This window comes from Streptomyces botrytidirepellens (assembly GCF_003721215.1).
Classification (GTDB): Bacteria; Actinomycetota; Actinomycetes; order Streptomycetales; family Streptomycetaceae; genus Streptomyces; species Streptomyces himastatinicus.
Genome location: NZ_RIBZ01000322.1, coordinates 1 through 18,561, shown reverse-complemented (window position 1 = coordinate 18,561; position 18,561 = coordinate 1). Strand labels below are relative to the sequence as shown.

Below are 18,561 nucleotides of genomic sequence, written 5' to 3'. Positions count from 1 at the left end.
GGTCCGCTCTGTGAACCGATGGCCGGGACGTTCGGCATGGCCGACCGCACGCTAAAAATTCGACAGAGCGCCTCATGGCTCTCGATTACGCCGCGGGCACACCTTAGGGTATATGCCGATATGTCAATGGATCCGGCTGGTCGCGTACGTACCTGGTGCGACGAGCGGCTTCCCTTGCTCTCGGCGGTCGGCGTCCAGCTCACGGACCGCGAGGTGATGGAGTACGCGCTGACACAGGCGGTGTCCGAGCTGAGCGGCATCGCCGGAGCGGTGCACTGGTCATGCGGACCCGCGGGCAGCCATGAACTCCGCCTGGTGCTCGCCGGAGGGCTGCCCCGGTCCGCCCTCCCGGAGTGGGAGGAGATCCGGGAGGACGATCCGGCGCTCGCCCCCGCCCGGGCCGTACAGGACGGCGCGTTCGTCTGGATGCCCGCCGCCGACGGGCGCGTTCCGGAGGCGCGCCACCCGGACGCGGAACGTGGCCGTACGCACACGCACGGGAGGCTGCCCGAGGCGACCATGGTGGCCGCCGTCCCCCTCTTCGCCGAGGACGTCCCCGTCGGCGCGCTGTCCGTGTTCACCGGGCCCGGCGCGCCCACCACGGAGCAGCGCGGCTTCCTGCTGGAGATGGCCCGCTGGGCCTCCGGGCGGCTGTCCGGTCCCTCGCCCGCGGCGGGCCGGGGCCATGCGTGGTGGCAGGAGCAGCCGGCCGTCTCCGGGCTCCGCCAGGCCCTGGTGGCGGCCGAGGTCGGTTCCTGGGAGTGGGACATCCGTACCGGCGAGATGGTCTGGGACGCGGCCGGGCTCAGGCTGCTGGGCATCCCGGAGGACTACGAACGCCGCATCGAGAGCTGGGTCGCCCTGATCCACCCCGAGGACGTGCCGCGGGTCATGGCCGCCACGCAGGAGGCGCTGCACGGGCACGGTGTGTACGAGGCCGAGTACCGGGTGTGCCGCCCGGACGGCACCACCGGCTGGGTCCAGAGCCGCGCCCACCTGGCGGTGGACGGGCACGGCGAACCCGTCCGCATGATCGGCCGGGTGTGGGACACCACCGAGAGCCGCATCGCGCGGGAGTCCGTGGGACAGGCGCTGCGCTTCATGAGCGACGCGTTCTGGGCGGTGAACCGGGAGTGGCGGATCACCTTCCTCAACGTCGAGGCCGAGCGCCTCGTCGGGCCGTCCGTGGACGTGCTGGGCGGGCCGCTCTGGGACGGTCCCGCGGGCCTGGTCCCCGAGCTGGAGGCCCGCTGCCGGCGCGCGGCGCTCGACGGCACACCGACCGGGTTCGACATCCAGTGGCCCACCGACGGCCGCTGGTACCACATACGACTGGTCCCGGTGCCCGACGGGCTGACCGCCTACCTCACCGATGTCACCGACACCCGCAACCGGGCGGCACGGCGTGAGGCGGCCGACCGGTCCGCGGCCGAGCAGGCGGTGCGGATCCGCGAGCTGACGAGCGCGCTCGCCGAGGCGGTCACCACCCATGACGTCGTCGACGTGGCCGCCGCCCACATGCTGGCCCCGTTCGGAGCCTCGGGCCTGCTGGTCCAGGTGCTGGAGGGCGAGCGGCTGCACGTGGTCGGGGCCGTCGGATACCCACAGGCGTTCCTGCGGAAGATCGACGGGATCGCCGCGGCCGACGGCCACCCGCTGCTCCACGACGTGATCGCCTCGCGCCACCCCCGCTTCATCGCCTCGGCCACCGAGTACGTCGAGCTGGCTCCCGCCCTCGCCGACTACCCGGCCCTCACGGAGAAGAACGCCTGGGCCATCCTGCCCCTGATCGCCTCCGGCCACCCCAACGGCGTGTGCGTCATCTCCTTCGCCGAGCCCCGCCACTTCACCGCCGACGACCGCACCCTGCTGACCGCCCTCAGCGGCATGGTCGCCCACGCCCTGGCCCGGGCCCGGCTCTACGACGCCGAGCACGCCCGCGCCCAGGCGCTCCAGCGCGGACTGCTGCCCCAGGACCTGCCCACGCCGTCCGCCGTCACCGCGGCCGTGCGGTACCTGCCCGCCAGCACCGGCACGGAGGTCGGCGGCGACTGGTACGACATCATCCCGCTGTCCGCGGAGCGGGTGGCGCTCGTCATCGGCGATGTGATGGGCCACGGGCTGGCCGAGGCCGCCACCATGGGACGCCTGCGCACCGCCGTGCACACGCTGGCCCATCTGGAGCTGCCACCCGAGGAGGTTCTCGCCCACCTCAACGACATCGTCAGCGACCTCGGCGACGACTCCTTCGCCACCTGCCTGTACGCCGTCTACGACCCGGTCTCCGGGGCCTGCTCCATGGCGCGCGCCGGCCACCCCCCGCCGCTCCTGGTGAGACCCGACGGAACCGTGGAGTGCCTGGACATCGAGCCCGATCCGCCCCTGGGTGCCGCCGAACCCCCGTTCAGCACGGCCGAACTGCGGCTGCCCGGCCACGGGCTGCTGGTGCTGTACACCGACGGCCTGGTCGAGTCCGCCACCCGCGACATCGACGTGGGCATCGCCGAGTGCTCCCGGGTCCTCACCACCGACCTCGGACGGAGCCTCGCAGGCCCCGGTCAACCGCCCCCGGCCTGCGGCCCGGACGAGGACCACCGCGAGGACCGCAAGCGGCTCGACCACCTCTGCGACACCCTCCTCGACGCCATGGTGCCCGCCCAGCAGCTGACCGCGGACGACACCGCCGTGCTCGTCGCCCGGCTGCACCGCACCGCCCCCGGGAACATCGCCGTCTGGCGGCTCCCCGACGAGCCGGTGGCGGCCTCCCTCGCGCGCGACCACGTCCGCGGCCAACTGGAGGAGTGGCATCTGGACGACCTGGTCATGACCACCGAACTCCTCGCCAGTGAGCTGGTCGGCAACGTCGTCCGGCATGCGAGGGGCCCCGTCCATCTGCGCCTGCTCCGCGGCCGGACCCTCATCTGCGAGGTCTCCGACGGCAGCGCCACGACACCCCGGATCCGCCGGGCCGCCGAAATGGACGAGGGCGGACGCGGGCTGCAACTGGTCGCCGCGATCTCCCAGCGCTGGGGAACGCGCTACACCGCCGACGGCAAGTGCATCTGGACGGAGCAGCCCATACCGCCCCAGCGATCCTGAACACGCCCTCTGTGTAGGGCAGTTGACGTAGTCTCCTGGTTGACATTCCCGCCTGTGCGTCACGAGGTCAACCAGGAGGACGCAGTGCAGAGAAGCTCGCGCATCCGCAAGGTCTCGTTCGTCTTCGGCAGCGCCATCGCCCTGGTCGTCGCCTTACCCGGAAGCGCTCTCGCGGACCCGCCGAAGGCCCTGCCCGGCAACGCGGAGGCGCTGGAGCAGACGTTCCAGCCCGCTTACGACTACGACACCGACGGATGCTACCCCACCCCCGCCATCGGCCCCGACGGCACGCTGAACGGTGGCCTCAACCCCTCTGGCGCGCCCAACGGGCAGTGCCGCGACGCCCCGGACCTCGACAACACCAACGGATACGCGCGCTCCACCTGCAACAACGGCTGGTGCGCGGTCATGTACGGCCTCTACTTCGAGAAGGACCAGGCGTCGGTCGGCGGACACCGCCACGACTGGGAGCACGTCGTGGTGTGGGTGCAGAACAACCAGGCCCAGTACGTCTCCACCTCCGCCCACGGCGGGTTCACCACGTACGGCCGCGACCAGATCCGCTGGGACGGAAACCACCCGAAGATCGTCTACCACAAGGACGGGCTGAGCACCCACGCGTTCCGCCCCGCGAACACCAATGACGAACCGCCCGAGAACCACTACGGCACCTGGCAGTTCCCCACCCTGGTCGGCTGGAACGGCTACCCCGCCGGCCTGCGCGACAAGCTGAGCCAGGCCAATTTCGGCAGCGCCACCTTCGGCCTCAAGGACGGCAACTTCGCCGCCCACCTCCAGAAGGCCAAGCCGTCCGGCATCCCCTTCGACCCCAACGCATGACCGACCACCCCAGGTCAGCCCAGGGCACGGTCGAGGTTGAACGCGGCGCTGATGAGCGCGAGATGGGTGAACGCCTGCGGGAAGTTGCCGATCTGCTCACCGGTGCGGCCGATCTCCTCCGCGTACAGCCCGCAGTGGTTGGCGTACGTCAGCATCTTCTCGAACGCGAGCCGCGCCTCGTCCAGCCGTCCGGCCCGGGACAGCGCCTCGACGTACCAGAACGAGCAGATCGAGAAGGTGCCCTCTTCGCCGCGCAGCCCGTCCGGGCTGGCCTGGGGGTCGTAGCGGTAGACCAGCGAGTCGGACACCAGCTCCTCGCCCAGCGCGTCCAGGGTGGACAGCCACTTGGGGTCGGCGGGGGAGATGAACTTGGCCAGCGGCATCATCAGCACGGAGGCGTCGAGCACATCGTCGCCCTCGTGCTGCACGAACGCGTGCCGCTTCGGGGACCAGCCGCGGCGCATGATCCGGCGGTAGATCTGGTCGCGGGTCCGCGACCAGCGGGGCATGTTCGCGGGCAGCCCGCGGTGGGTGGCGATGCGCATCGCCCGCTCGATCGCGACCCAGCACATCAGCCGTGAGTACAGGAAGCACTGGGGTCCTGCACGGGTCTCCCAGACGCTCATGTCCGGCTGGTCCCAGTGCTCACAGACCCAGTCGACGAGTTCGCAGACGGTGTCCCAGTGGTCGCTGGCCAGTGGCTTTCCCCACTTGTCGTACAGATAGAGGGAGTCCACCAGCGCACCGTAGATGTCCAGTTGGAGCTGGTCGACGGCCCCGTTGCCGGACCGGACCGGGGCCGAGCCCAGGTGGCCCTCCAGATGGGACAGTTCCTGCTCGGTGAGTTCGCTGCGGCCGTCGATGCCGTACATGATCTGGAGCGGCCCGCCGGGGCCGTCCCGCAGCCGGATGTCCTCGGACAGGAAGCGCACGAACGCCTCGGCCTCGTCGGTGAATCCGAGCCGCAGCAGCGCGTAGATGCAGAACGCGGCGTCACGGATCCAGACGTACCGGTAGTCCCAGTTGCGTTCCCCGCCGATCTGCTCCGGCAGACTGGCCGTCGGAGCCGCCACGATGGCGCCGGTCGGCGCGTAGGTGAGCAGCTTGAGGGTGAGCGCCGAGCGGTGCACCATCTCCCGCCACCGCCCGCGGTAGCGGGACTGCGAGAGCCAGCGGCGCCAGTACCGCACCGTGGCGTTGAACAGCTCCTCCGCCTCGGCCAGCGGACACGGCCGCGGCCGCACCTCGCCGCCGATCCGGTCGAGCGCGAAGACCGCCGCCTCGCCCTCGATCAGCTTGAACGAGGACACCGCGTCGCGGCCGTCGGTCTCCACCGTGACGCTGGACGTCAGCGCGAGGGACAGATCCGGGGAGTCGAACACCGTGAGGCCGCCCTGCCGGACGCTCACCGTGTGCGTCTGCCGCCCGTAGTCGAAGCGCGGCGCCACCCGCGCGGTGAACGGCAGTGAACCGCGGACGCACAGCACCCGGCGGATCAGCCGGTGCCGGTCGGCCTCGCGGGAGTCGTCCTCGACCGGCATGAAGTCCTGGACCTCGGCGACACCGTCGTCCGCGAAGAAGCGGGTGATGAGGATGTTGGTGTCGGGGAAGTAGAACTGCTTCATCCGTGCGGGCGCGTCCGGGGCCAGCTCGAACGCACCGCCGCGGTCGGCGTCCAGGATCGACGCGAAGACGCTGGGCGCGTCGAAGCGGGTGGGGCAGTACCAGTCGATCGTGCCGTTCGTGCCCACGAGCGCGGCCGTCCGCAGATCGCCGATCAGGCCGTGCTCCGCGATGGGCAGATACCGGGGCGTGTCCGCCTTGCAGGGGCGGAGGCTCTCGGCGACGGTCATCGCAACCTCCCGCGCTCACCGGTCGCGGCACCTCGGTTTCAGGATACTTCCGTGAGCCACCGCCCCGCGCGGGCGCTACGCGGCGTCCGTGCCGATGGCCTTCAGCATCGGTACGCGCGCGGCCTGGCGCCCCGGCCACAGCGAGGCGAGCACACCGATCACGGCGGCCGCGACGAAGAAGAGGGCCGTCCTGTCCCACGGGATGACCAGGGGGACACTCTCCTGGCCGCGGACGGCCACCGCGCCGATGACGCAGCCGACGGCGACACCGAGCGCGGAGCCGAAGAGGGAGATGGTCACCGCTTCGATGCGCAGGACGGAGGCCACGCCCCGGCGGTCCAGCCCGATGGCGCGGAGCATGCCGATCTCCCGGACCCGTTCGAAGACGGCCATGCCCATGGTGTTCACCACTCCGAGGGCGCCGATCAGCACCGTGACGCTCAGCATGGCGTACATGATGTTCAGGAACGGGCCGGTCCGCGCGGTGGCCGCCACCCGCGCGTCGGCGCGGTCCTGGACCAGCAGCGCGGGGTTGTCCAGGGTGCGCCGGATCTCCCGCTGGAGCGCCGCCGTACGGCCGGGAGCGGCCTTGACCAGGACCGATTCGACGGAGAACCGGCGCTCGCCACCGGCCGGGCGCGGCAGGGACCGGTAGGACACGAGGGTGGGCGTCAGGTTCTCCGGCCCGTCGTAGACCGCGACGACGGGCAGGCTGGTCCGCTCATCCGTGCCGGTGAAGGCGCCGCTGACGCGGGAGCCGAGCCGCCAGCCGCGGTCGGCGGCCAGCTCCTCGGTGACGGCGATGCCGTGGTCGAGGCGGTCCAGCGAACCCTCCCGGACGGTGATCGGCGCCAGCCGTTCCACCGTGGCGGGGTTGACGGCGGTGACCGGGACGGTGTCGTCGCCGGACAGGTCGAAGTAGGTCTGCACGAGGGCGGTGACGGCGTCGGCGTCCGCGAGCCGTGCCACCCGCGCGGCGGTGTCATCGCCGACCTCCGCGAAGTCGACGGCCGTGACGCGCAGGTCCGAGGTCATGGAGCGGTCGACCTCCTGCTCCTCCAGGCGATTCACCGAGGCCACGGCCACCGTGACCGCGGTGACCATCGCGAGGCCGACCATGAGGGTGGTCGCGGTGGCCGCCGTACGCCGGGGGTTGCGGCGGGCGTTCTCCACGGCGAGCTTGCCGCGGATGCCCGCCAGCCGGGTCAGGGGGCGGCGCAGCAGCGCGGTGACGCCCAGGGCGAGCAGCGGAGTGAGGACGATCAGGCCGATGAGCAGGACGGGTACGGCGCCGAAGAGGACGTCCGTCTGGCCGACGGCGGCACCCAGCAGCAGCACACCGCACACCGTGACGGCCACGCCGAGGAGGGTGCGGCGGCGCAGCGAGGCGGCCGTGGACGGCTCGACCGTGCGCAGCGCCGCCACCGGTGGCACGCCCGCCGCGCGGCGGGCCGGAAGCCAGGCCGACAGGACGGTGACGCCGATGCCGACCGCGAAGGCCGCGACCAGGGGCGTGACGGACAGCAGCCGCAGCGGGGCGGCCGGTCCTCCGGTGACGCCGAACAGGTCGCCCAGCAGCGTCGCGACGCCGGTGCCCAGCGCGTATCCGGCGATCGAGGCGGCCGTTCCGACCAGGGCGGCTTCCGTCAGCACCCTGCGCATCACATGGCCCCGGCTCGCGCCGACAGCCCGCAGCAGCGCGTGTTCCCGGGCGCGGGCGGCGCTGAGCATGGTGAAGGTGTTGGCGACCAGGAAGGTGGAGACGAACAGGGCGACACCGGCGAAGCTCAGCAGCAGCGTCGTGAGCTTGTCGCCGTCCCCGGAGGCGTCCGTGGGCACGGACTCCAGCTCCGCCCGGGTGGCCGCCTCGACACCGGACGGCAGCACCTTCCGTACCGCGTCCGCGAGTTGTGCGTCCGACGTGCCGTCCGCCGCGGTCAGGGTGATCGCCGAGTAGCTGCCCCGGGCGGGGGCGAAGTACCGCTGGGCGGTGGCGGCGTCGAAGGCGGTGAGCGTGCCTCCCGCTTCCAACCGGCTGTCGTGGGCGGTGAAGGCTCCGACCAGCCGGACGCTTCGGGCCGTACCGCCCACCACGACGCGCGCCCGGCCGCCCACCCGGTACCCGGCCCGCTCGACGGTCCGCCGGTCCATGGCGACTTCCCCGGACGTACGGGGGCCATGGCCCGAGACGAGCGGATAGCGGACGTCCTCGCCACGGTCGCCGGGAACGTAGTTGACGCCCGCGGCCCGGGACAGCTCACCCATCAGGGAACCGTCGGAGCCCGCGACGAAGGAGGGGCCCTCCACCACACCGCGGGCCGTGGCCGCCGAGGGCAGCTGCCGCAGCCGTCGCAGCAGGGTGCCATCGAGCCGGGAGGCGTGGTCGGGGGAGTCCGGTTCGACCTTCACCGACACATCGGGCTGGGAGGTGGTCTGTGCCCGGGCGACGGCCGCCTTCACCGAGTCGCCGTAGAGCAGCGAGCCGGTCACGAACGCCACACCGAGCAGCACGGCGAGGGCGGGCATCGCGAAGCGGAGCCGGTGGGAGCGGAGGGTGCGCAGAGCGGTGCGGAGCATCGGCGGCCTTCGGGATCGGTCGAGCGGATCGGTTGAGCGGATGGGTCGAGCGGATGGGTCGAGCGGATGGGTCGAGCGGATGGGTTGAGCGGTGCGAGCGGGTTCGATGCTTCCGGCGCGGCACGGTCCGGCGGATCCACTGGATGACCGAAACGGGCCGCGGCCCTCCCTCGGCCGAAAGGCTGATGTGGCGCGCGCGGCACGGCCGTACCGTGAATGGCCATGATCACCGAGTTCCGGGCCCGCTCCCGCCTCCGTCGCATCCAGCTGTGCGTGGTCGGCGCCGTGTCCGTCGTCCTCGTGGCCCTGGAGGGGCTGAACGCCCCCTATCCGCTGGTGGCCTTGGCGACGACGGTGTCCGGGACGCTGTGCCTGGCCGCCCTCGCCGTGCCGCACCGCCTCTTCATCCGGTGCACCCTGCTCGCGACGGCCGTCTCCTGCGCGCTGACCCTGGTGGAAACGGGGCTGCCCCGGCGTCCCGAGAACACCCCGGGGCTGGTGGAGCTGAGCGTCCTGCTGTGGCTCATCACCCGCGCCGTGCGGCGCTGTTCCCCGCTGCCGGCCACGCTGCTCCCCGCAGCCCCGGCCTTCGCAGCCGTCCTCCTTCCGCTGCGGATCGCCGAACGGGGCGAAAACCTCGGCAGCGTGGTCGGCATGATCGTGGCCTGTGTGCCGTTCATGGTGGTGCTGGGGCTGTGCCTGCGCCTGTACGACGCGCTGCGGGCCCGGGAGCGCGAGGCCCTCCTCCAGGCCCAACGCCTCGAACACGCACGGGAGTTGCACGACTTCGTGGCGCACCACGTCACCGCGATCGTCGCCCAGACCAAGGCCGCGCGCTTCACCGCCGCGGCCGGTCACACCCAGTCCCCGGAGGACCTGGACCAGATGCTCGCCCACATCGAGCGGGCCGGATCGCAGGCGCTCGGATCGATGCGCGCCATGGTCTCCAGCCTGCGGGACCCCTCCGCCCCCGCCGCCACCAGCCCCACCGGCGGCCTGGCCGGACTGCGGGCCCTCACCCGGGACTTCTCCGCGGCGGGACCCTCCGCCGAACTGACCCTCGACCCGCGGCTCATCGACCGCCCGCTGCCGCCCGAGATCACCACCGCGGTCCACCGGGTGGTGCAGGAGTCCCTGACCAACGTCCGCAAACACGCCGCGGGAGCCGGGCGGGTCGAGGTGCGGGTCACGCTGTGCCCCGGCGACCCGGAGCAGTTGGAGGTGTCGGTGGCCGACGACGGCCGCGGCGCCGCACCCGCCGCCCGCGCGGAGGCGGGCGGCGCGGGGACGGGCGCCGGGTGGAACGGAGGCGGCTACGGCCTGGTCGGGCTGACCGAGCGGATCGAGCGGGCCGGGGGCCGTTTCACCACCGGGCCGCGGGACGGCGGCGGTTGGCACGTCCTGGCCGTCCTGCCGTTGGACGCCTCGTAAGGCTTCTCGGGACGACGGCCCGGGCGCCTGCGATCATGTCGGGTATGACGATCCGGGTGCTCCTCGCCGACGACCAGGAGATGGTCCGCGCCGCGTTCCGCATGATCATCGACTCCCAGCCGGACATGAGGGTCGTGGCCCAGGCGGCGGACGGCACCGAGGCGGTCGATCGGGCCCGCGAGCTGCGCCCCGACGTCTGCCTCCTGGACATCCGCATGCCCCGGCTGGACGGCCTGGAGGCCACCCGGCTGCTCGCCGGACCCGACGTTCCCGACCCGCTGAACGTCCTCATCGCCACTACCTTCGACCTCGACGAATACGTCTACCGCGCGCTGCGCAACGGCGCGTGCGGCTTCCTCCTCAAGGACGGCGCCCCGGGGCTGCTCACCGAGGCGGTGCGGGCCGCCGCGGCGGGCAACTCGCTGATCTCCCCCTCGGTGACCGTCCGCCTCCTCGCACAGATGGCGCCCCACCGCCGCGGCCCCGCCCCCTCCGAGGCCCGGCCGGACCGTACGACAGGGGGCGGGCGCCCGGACGGGCTGATCGAGCCGCTGACCCAGCGCGAACTGGACGTCGTACGCCGGGTGGCCCGGGGCCGCACCAACGAGGAAGTGGCCGCCGACCTGTACGTCACCCTGTCCACGGTCAAGACCCACCTCGGCAATGTGCAGCGCAAGCTCGCCGCCCGCAATCGCGTCGAAATCGCGGCCTGGGCCTGGGAGAACGGGATCTGCCAGGACGACCCGGCCTGACGGCTCCACCGGGCCCCGTCAGGCGAGGGCCGGGCCCCGTCAGGCGCCGGCCGGGCCCCGTCAGGCGCGGGCGAGCGCGTGCGCGGGCGGGACGCGCAGCGCCTGACGGGTGGGCAGCTCGACCGTGAGGAACGCGATGCCCGCCACCACGACCGCGACGACCGGCGCGAGCCACGGCGGACCCGCGGGCCACGGGCGGTGGAGGAAACCGGCGGACAGCAGCACCAGGGGGACGACGGACAGCGCCAGCCCGGTGGTGAGCGCCAGCCCGGAGATCAGCGCCGCCTCGCGCCGCATCATCGCCCGGATCTGGCGCGGGGTGGCGCCGATCAGCCGGAGCGCGGCGAGTTCGGTGCGCCGCTGGGTGGTGGTGGCGATCAGCTTGTTGGCGATCCCGAGCAGAAGGTAGCCGAGCAGCACGGCGAGCACCGCGACGTTGATCCACAGCTCGGGCGCGATGCCGCCCACGCCCCCGGGCCGGGGCCCGGAACGGTCGTCGTCCAGGGCCAGGCCCGGCCGGTCCGCGGCCAGAGCGGCCACCCGGTGCCGGGCCTCCCCGGTGCCGTCGGTACGGATCAGTACGCTCTGGTCGAGGCCCGCCGTGGTGTGTCCGGCGGCCAGGTCCCTGGAGAGCACCACGGGCCCGAAGCCGAGGCCGCGCGCGTACGTGGCCACCACCCGGGCGGTGACCCGGGCGCCGTCGCCGAGCACCAGCTCCACCTCGCCGCCCACGGGCGCGCCGCGCGACCCGGCGGCATCGGTGGAGACGGCGACGGTGGCGCCCGTCAGCCCCGCCAGGCTGCCGTCGCGTACGTCCAGGTCGAGGACGCCCCGCGCCTCCGGGGTCAGCACCAGCGCGGAACTGCTCTCGATCTCGGGTTCCCCCAGCATCCGGTACGGCCACAGCACGGTGGTCGAGGTGACCGGGGCCGCCGCCCGCACGCCGGGGGTGTCCCGCAGCGCGGGAAGCACATCGCCGGGCACGCCCCCGAGTCCGGGCGCGGTCAACCCCAGCTGCGCGCGGGTGGCGTCGCGGAGGTCACCGGACGTGGCTGCCATCACGGTGGTCTGGGTCAGGGTGTAGGTGAGGGTGAACACCACCGCCATCGCGAGGGTACTGATGGCCGCCGCGGAACGCAGCGCGTAGCCATGGCTGTTGGCCACCGCCAGCCAGGTCGGCGCCGAGACCTTCGCCGGAAGCTTCCGCGCCAGCAGTCGGCCGACGCCGCCGACCAGGGCGGGACCGGCCAGCGCGAGGCCGATCGCCGCGATGAGACCGGACACGGCGGTGGCCGCCGCCCCGGCCTGCGACCGCGCCAGCAGCGGGGTGATCGACGCCCCGGTGCCCGCCACGATCAGCGCCAGACCGGCCTGGGCGCGCGCCTTCGACGGCGTGCGGGGTTCGCTGCGCGACTCGGCGACCGCCTCGGTGGCCGGTCGGCGCGACGTACGCCACGCGGCGCACCGGGCCGCCACCCACACCACCGCGACCAGCAGCAGCACGGCCGCGACCGCCGGAAGCAGGCTGACGGTCAGCGGCAGCGCGTCCGGGAGCATCCCGTTCGACACCAGCAACTGCCGGAACCGTTCGGCCAGCGGATAGCCGAGGGCGGCACCGGGCACGGCCGCGCCGACCGCGATGATGGCGGCCTGGGCCCCGGCGAGCTTGCGGATCTGCCGCGGTGTCGCGCCGACGGCGCGCATCAGGGCGAGCTCCCGCCGCTGGGCCGCGATCGACACCGACAGCGCGCCGGCCACGATGAATCCGACGACCAGCAGCGTGACCCCGGCCAGCGAGCCCGCCAGCATGGGCAGCAGGGAGCGGGCGGCGGTCGTGCCGGGTGCCTCGGCGTCACCCCGGGCCGCCCCCGTCGACACGGTCAGTCCGCTGTCCCGCAGGGCGCGGCGGACCTCGGTGGCGACCGAGTCGGCGGCGCCCGGTTCGGCGCGCACCGCGATCAGGTCGACGGAATCCGAGGCGGGACGGGGGCCGTGGCCGGTCAGCCGCGCCGCCGTGGCGTCGGCGAACCACAGACCGCTTCCCGAGGCGTCGACCACGGCGGAGACCCGGTAGCGGGCCGAGCGCCCGGCGGCGGCCACCGTGACGCGGTCGCCGGGTCGTGCGCCCGCGGCCGCGGCGGTACGGCGGTCCAGGGCCACGTCCTGCGGACCGGCCGGGGGCGTGCCGTCGACCCGGGGACGGGGCAGGAGGGTGGTCGAGGACCAGCCGTGTCCGGTGACACCCGGATCGTCCGCCGGTACGGCCTCGCCGTCCCGGGTGATGACGGCGGCGGGGAAGCTCCGGTCGCCGACCGCCTCGGCCACGCCGGGCAGTTCCGCCACCCGGCCGACGACATCGCCCGGCACCCTGGCCCGTTCCGGCAGCGCGATCGGCAGGTCCCCGGCCGGGTGGAAGGTCTGGCTGCCGGACACGACGACGTCGGCGACGGCGAGCCGCATCACCGGCGCGTGCGAGCGCCACCCCGACTCGGCCAGCACGCCGATGCCGGTGACCATCGCCGCGCCCCCCAGCGTCGCGCACGTGACGGCCAGCAGCGCGGCGATCCTGCGGCGCATCATGTGCCACGCGAGGTACAGCATCGTCACTCCGTTTCCAGCGTGGTCACGCACTGGGCCAACTCGGCGGCCGTGGGCGCCTTCAGCGTCTCGACGACCCGCCCGTCGGCCATGACCATCGCGAGGTCCGCCCGCGCGGCGGCGGCCGGGTCGTGGGTGACCATCACCACCGTCTGGCCGAGGCCGTCCACCAGGTCGCGCAGCAGCCCCAGCACCTCACGGGCGGTCCGCAGATCCAGCGCGCCCGTGGGCTCGTCGGCGAACACCACCGCGGGCCGGGACACCAACGCCCGGGCGATCGCGGCGCGTTGCTGCTGGCCGCCGGAGAGTTCGGCCGGGCGGTATGTGAGCCGCCCCGTCATCCCGACCCGCTCGATGAGTCCGCTCACCCACGCCTGGTCGGGTTTCTCACCGGCGAGCCGCAGCGGCAGCAGGATGTTGTCCTCGATGGTGAGCGACGGCACCAGGTTGTAGGACTGGAAGACGAAGCCCACGGAGCGTCTGCGCAGCTCGGTGCGGCGGGCCTCGTCCAGCCCGCCGATCTCCGTACCGTCGATGAAGGCGCGCCCGCCGGTGGGCGAGTCCAGCCCGGCGGCGCAGTGCATCAGGGTGCTCTTGCCGGAGCCCGACGGCCCCATCACGGCGACGAACGTGCCGCGCTCCACGGTCAGCGACACCTCGTCCAGGGCGCGGACGCCACCCGGATACGTCTTGGTGACACCGGCCAGCTCCACCGCCGGTGTGTGACGGGACGTCAGGGCCTCGCGGTCCTGGGCGCGGATGAGCCTCATGAGCGCCGCCCATGCCTGCGGTGGTGGACGACGAGCGCGACGGCACACGCGAGGGTGGCCACGCCGCAGCCGATGCCGACGAACACGCTCAAGCCCCCGATGGACGACGTCACCATGTTGGCGACCGCGAAGACCACCAGCAGCAGCCACAGCACGGGACGGACGAACCCGGTCCCGTCACCCGCGGGCTCCGGCCGTGGTGTCTCCGGGCCCGCGAAACCGCGGTAGGGATCGGTCACGTCAAGCTCCTCGTACGTCGGGGGTTGGGCACGCACCGACGCTACGAGCGGGCGCCGCCACCGGCGATCCGGCCAGCGGGAGCCCCGGGGTACAGCAGGCTGTACCCCGGGGCGGGAAGAGGTGACGGCGTCTTACGGGGTGCCTTATCGTCCCGGCCCAGGAGGTGGGGATGGACACGCACAGGGCCACGCGGGACGACGCCACGCGGGCCGATGCCCCGGGGTCCGACGCCACCCCGGGCGATGCCACGGCGGCCGACGCCACGCGGGCCGACCCGGGGCCCGTCCGCCCGTGGGACGTGTTCGCCCGCGGCCGGACCGTCCTGGACGCCTTCGACCAGCTCGCGGGCGGGCTCGCCACCTCGATCCTGGCCGTGGTGATGCTGGTGTGGCTGGCCGCCGTCGCGGTGGCCTGCCTCGTCGGCGTCGGACTGTTCCTGGTGCCCGCCACCCTGCGCGGGCTGCGTGCCGTGGCCAACCGGGAGCGCGCCCGGCTGTCCCGGTGGGGCCCGGAAGTCCTCGTCCCGGAGCCGGGCCCGCGGCGGCTTCGGGCCGCCGTCGCGGACCCCGTCGTCCGGCGGGAGGCGCGCTGGCTGGTCTGCCACGGCACCGCCGGTCTGCTGCTCGCGCTGACCGGTCTGACGCTGCCGCTCTCCGCGGCCACGGACGCCACGTTCCCGCTGTGGTGGCGGCTGGTGCCACCGGAGTAGGCCGCGCCGTCCCCCGTGCCGCTGTGGATCGTGCACGACTGGCCCGGCGCCTTCGCGGTCTGCCTGCTGGGCCTCGGCTGGATCGCCGTCATCGTGGGCGTGGCACCGGGCATGGCGTGGCTCCAGGCGTGGCCGGGGCGCCGGCTGCTCGCGGCCGCCCCGGGGACCGACCTGGCCCTGCGCGTCGCCCAGCTCACCGCGACCCGGGCCGCCGCGCTGGACGCGCACGCCACCGAGCTGCGGCGGATCGAGCGGTCGCTGCACGACGGGACGCAGAACCGCATGGTCGCCGTCACCGTCCTGCTCGGCGCGGCCCGCCGCGCCGTGGCCCGCGACCCGTCCCGCGCCGACGCCCTCCTCGAACAGGCCCAGAGCGCCGCTGAGCAGGCGCTCGCCGAACTCCGCGGCGTCGTCCGCAGCATCCTGCCGCCGGTGCTGGCCGACCGGAGCCTGACCGACGCGCTCACCGGCCTGGCCGCCGGTTCCCCGGTGCCGTGCCGGATCGACGCCGACGTGCCCGGCCGGTGTGCCGCGTCCGTCGAGGCCACCGCCTACTTCGTGGTGGCCGAGGCGCTCACCAACGTGGCCCGGCACAGCCACGCCCGGAACGTCACCGTCACCGTCACCGTCCGCCGTCACGACGGCCGACTGCGGCTGCGCATCACCGACGACGGCCGCGGGGGAGCGGACGAGCACGGCGGATCCGGGCTCGTCGGCATCCGCCGCCGCACCGAAGCACACGACGGGACGCTCGTCCTGACCAGCCCACCCGGTGGGCCCACGACCCTGGAGGTGGACCTGCCATGCGGATTGTGATCGCCGAGGACGATCCGCTGCTGCGCGAAGGGCTCGCGCTGCTGCTGCGCGCGGAGTCCCTCGATGTCGTGGCCACCACCGGCACCCCCGACGGCTTCCTGGACGCCGTCGGGACCTACGCCCCCGACATCGCCATCGTGGACGTCCGGATGCCCCCGACCCACACCGACGAGGGGATCGCCGCGGCCGTTGAGGCCCGGCGCCGCCGCCCCGACCTGGCCGTCCTCGTGCTGTCCGCCTACGTCGAGCAGGCCTTCGCCACCGACCTGCTCGCCGACGGCAGCGCCCGGCTCGGCTACCTCCTCAAGGAACGGGTCGGCCGCGTCGAGGAGTTCCTGACCGCGCTGCACCGGGTGGCGGACGGCGGCACCGCCATCGACCCCGAGGTCGTCGCGCAGCTCTTCGCCCGCACCCGGCCCGACACCCGTCTCGACCGGCTCAGCCCGCGGGAACGCGACGTCCTGGCGCTGATGGCCGAGGGGCTCGGCAACACCGCCGTCGCCGAGCGGCTCGTGGTCACCGAAGGCGCCGTCCACAAGCACATCCGTAACATCTTCGCCAAGCTCGGACTGGCCCCCACCGACCGCACCGACCGGCGCGTGGCCGCCGTGCTCCACTATCTGGACGACGCCCAGCGCCGGGCCTGAAACCCACCCGGGGTGGGCAGCGTTCCCCCGCACGGATCGTCGAAGAGATCGGAAGGTTCGTATGAGTGGCACGCACCGGTCGCGGCAGTGGTACGAGGGTGACTCCCGCGACGCGTTCATCCACCGTGCCTGGATGCGGCGCGGCCTCCCGGACCACGCCTTCGACGGACGACCGCAGATCGTCATCTGCAACACCTGGTCCGAACTCACCCCCTGCAACAGCCACTTCCGCGAAATCGCCGACCATGTGAAACGGGGCGTGTGGGAGTCCGGCGGGGTGCCGCTGGAGCTGCCCGTGCCGTCGCTGGGGGAGACCCTGCTGCGCCCGACTGCGATGTTCTTCCGCGACCTCGCCGCGATGGTGACCGAGGAACTCATCCGGGCCAACCCCGTCGACGGCGTGATCCTGCTCGGCGGCTGCGACAAGACCGTACCGTCCCTGCTGCTGGGCGCCGCGTCGGTCGACCTGCCCACCCTGATGGTCACCGGCGGCCCCATGCTGAACGGCGCGTGGAAGGGGCGCCCGCTGGGCTGCGGCACCGGGGTGTGGGAGCTGAGCGAGGAGGTGCGGGCGGGCCGGATGGACCGCTCCGAGTTGCGCCGCGCCGAGTCGGCGATGATCCGCAGCCGGGGACACTGCAACACCATGGGCACGGCGTCCACCATGGCCTGTGCCGCCGAAGCGCTGGGCATGACCCTGCCCGGCAACGCGGGGCTCCCGGCCCCCGACAGCCGGCTGCTGGAGCTGTCCCACGCCGCGGGCAACCGCATCGTCGACATGGTGCGCGAGGACCTGCGGCCCAGCGCCGTCCTGACCGCGGAGGCGCTGCGGAACGCGGTGCGCGCGGTGGCCGCCATCGGCGGCTCCACCAACGCGGTCGTCCATCTGCTGGCCCTCGCCCGCCGGGTCGGGGCGGACTTCGGCCTGGACGACATCGACCGCGCGGGCCGCGGCATCCCCCTGCTCGCCGATGTGCAGCCCGCCGGATCCCACCTCATGGAGGACTTCCACCGCGCCGGTGGCCTGGACGCCGTCCTCGGGGAGATCAGGGACCAGCTGGAACCGGCCCTCACCGTCTCCGGCCGCCCCCTCACCGAGCAGCTGTCCGGCCTGGCCGGCACCGACACCACCGTCATCCGTACCGCCGACGAGCCGATCGCCCACCAGGCCGGGCTCGCCGTGCTGCGCGGCAACCTCTGTCCCGACGGAGCCGTCATCAAGCCCGCCGCCGCGACACCGGAGCTGCTGCGCCACCGGGGCCGAGCCGTGGTGTTCGACGGGATCGAGGACTTCCGTACCCGGATCGACGACCCGGACCTGCACGTCGACGCGTCCGATGTGCTGGTCCTGCGCGGCTGCGGACCGCGTGGCTACCCCGGCATGCCCGAGGTGGGAAACATGCCCCTGCCGCCCGCGGTGCTCCGGGCCGGGGTGCGGGACATGGTGCGGATCAGCGACGCGCGGATGAGCGGAACCGCCTTCGGCACCGTCGTCCTGCACATCGCGCCCGAGTCGGCGGCGGGCGGCCCGCTGGGGCTGGTGCGGACCGGCGACTGGATAGAACTGGACGTCGAGCGGCGGCTGCTGGGGCTGGACGTCCCCGACGAGGAACTCGCCGCACGGCAACCGGTGACCGCCGCCGCCCCACCGGCCACCGGCGGATGGGAGCAGATCTACCGCGACCACGTCGAACAGGCCGACCGCGGCGCCGGACTGGACTTCCTCAGCGGCACCCGCGGATCCTTCGTCGCCCGCGAATCACACTGACGTGACGCACACAGCGGCGTCAGACGTGACGCCCACAGCGGGGTCACAGGAACGACCCAGGCCCGGGAAAGGTTCGCCGACTACCCTCCGGGCATGCCCACGACGCGCTCCACGGACGACGCACTGGCGCAGACCGCCGTACGAGCCCTGATCTCCCAGGCGGAGCTGACCCCCAAACCGGGCCTCGCGGACACCCGCGACCTCCAGGCCCGCGCCACCGGCACCGATCTGCTCGCCCTGCGCTGGTCGGCCAAGTCGCTGGCGCCCGGATTCGCGGCCATGGCCGCCGCCGCCCGGCGCCCCGGCGAGCCGACGCGTGCGCTCCGCGAGGAGCTGGGCGCCATCGGCCGCTGCGCCGAGTGGACCATGGCGCGGGCCGGTGGCGGCCCGGTCACCGGCCGTCTGCACCACGGGGCGCTGTGGGTGCTGGGGCTGCTGGTGGCGGCCGCCGCCCTGGAACC

Annotated in this window: 12 protein-coding genes and 1 pseudogene; 8 read left to right on the top strand and 5 right to left on the bottom strand. The window is 73.6% G+C overall.

Features of this window, described 5'->3' with window-relative positions; all coding sequences use genetic code 11:
- The first annotated feature begins 126 nt into the window (after positions 1-126).
- Both EEJ42_RS28335 and EEJ42_RS28330 read left to right on the top strand, forming a co-directional pair.
- Complete coding sequence (locus EEJ42_RS28335) at positions 127-3,099, top strand: ATP-binding SpoIIE family protein phosphatase (protein WP_246097446.1); 2,973 nt, start codon at positions 127-129, stop codon at positions 3,097-3,099.
- 84 nt (positions 3,100-3,183) lie between these two features.
- Positions 3,184-3,939 carry an NPP1 family protein gene (locus EEJ42_RS28330; RefSeq protein WP_123104302.1) on the top strand — a complete coding sequence of 252 codons (756 nt, stop codon included), beginning with the start codon at positions 3,184-3,186 and terminating at the stop codon, positions 3,937-3,939.
- 14 nt (positions 3,940-3,953) lie between these two features.
- On the opposite strand, the gene EEJ42_RS28325 is transcribed toward EEJ42_RS28330, so the two are convergent.
- Both EEJ42_RS28325 and EEJ42_RS28320 read right to left on the bottom strand, forming a co-directional pair.
- A complete protein-coding gene (locus EEJ42_RS28325; RefSeq protein WP_123104300.1) occupies positions 3,954-5,792 on the bottom strand; it encodes a glycoside hydrolase family 15 protein in 1,839 nt (612 codons plus the stop codon).
- A gap of 75 nt (positions 5,793-5,867) precedes the next feature.
- Entirely contained in the window at positions 5,868-8,369 is a 2,502-nt protein-coding gene (locus EEJ42_RS28320) for an ABC transporter permease (RefSeq protein ID WP_123104298.1), read from the bottom strand.
- 222 nt (positions 8,370-8,591) lie between these two features.
- Here EEJ42_RS28320 and EEJ42_RS28315 point away from each other — a divergent pair, with 222 nt between their 5' ends.
- A complete protein-coding gene (locus EEJ42_RS28315) occupies positions 8,592-9,800 on the top strand; it encodes a sensor histidine kinase (RefSeq protein ID WP_123104296.1) in 1,209 nt (402 codons plus the stop codon).
- A 35-nt stretch (positions 9,801-9,835) separates the two neighbouring features.
- Positions 9,836-10,552, top strand: coding sequence for a response regulator (locus tag EEJ42_RS28310; RefSeq protein WP_425472969.1), 717 nt, complete (start codon positions 9,836-9,838; stop codon positions 10,550-10,552).
- Between the two features lie 60 nt (positions 10,553-10,612).
- Here the strand turns inward: EEJ42_RS28310 and EEJ42_RS28305 are convergent, their stop codons facing one another.
- Genes EEJ42_RS28305 through EEJ42_RS28295 form a run of 3 tightly spaced genes read right to left on the bottom strand, consistent with a single transcriptional unit; the run spans position 10,613 to position 14,159 of the window.
- Positions 10,613-13,153 carry an FtsX-like permease family protein gene (locus EEJ42_RS28305; protein WP_123104292.1) on the bottom strand — a complete coding sequence of 847 codons (2,541 nt, stop codon included), beginning with the start codon at positions 13,151-13,153 and terminating at the stop codon, positions 10,613-10,615.
- 2 nt (positions 13,154-13,155) lie between these two features.
- Positions 13,156-13,920, bottom strand: a complete 765-nt coding sequence (locus EEJ42_RS28300) for an ABC transporter ATP-binding protein (RefSeq protein WP_123104290.1) — start codon at positions 13,918-13,920, stop codon at positions 13,156-13,158.
- Positions 13,917-14,159, bottom strand: a complete 243-nt coding sequence (locus EEJ42_RS28295) for a hypothetical protein (RefSeq protein WP_123104288.1) — start codon at positions 14,157-14,159, stop codon at positions 13,917-13,919. Before EEJ42_RS28295 ends, EEJ42_RS28300 begins: the two co-directional genes overlap by 4 nt.
- Before the next feature lie 170 nt (positions 14,160-14,329).
- Between EEJ42_RS28295 and EEJ42_RS28290 the strand changes: the two are divergent.
- From EEJ42_RS28290 to EEJ42_RS28275, 4 genes and pseudogenes are all read left to right on the top strand, one after another.
- Positions 14,330-15,685 (top strand): annotated as a pseudogene (locus EEJ42_RS28290) (sensor histidine kinase).
- Positions 15,673-16,332 carry a response regulator gene (locus EEJ42_RS28285; protein ID WP_123104286.1) on the top strand — a complete coding sequence of 220 codons (660 nt, stop codon included), beginning with the start codon at positions 15,673-15,675 and terminating at the stop codon, positions 16,330-16,332. The pseudogene EEJ42_RS28290 and the gene EEJ42_RS28285 overlap by 13 nt, the downstream one beginning before the upstream one ends.
- A 61-nt stretch (positions 16,333-16,393) precedes the next feature.
- Positions 16,394-18,100, top strand: a complete 1,707-nt coding sequence (locus tag EEJ42_RS28280; RefSeq protein ID WP_123104284.1) for an IlvD/Edd family dehydratase — start codon at positions 16,394-16,396, stop codon at positions 18,098-18,100.
- A 93-nt stretch (positions 18,101-18,193) separates the two neighbouring features.
- A partial coding sequence (locus EEJ42_RS28275; RefSeq protein WP_184503312.1) for a triphosphoribosyl-dephospho-CoA synthase occupies positions 18,194-18,561 on the top strand: 368 nt, incomplete at its 3' end.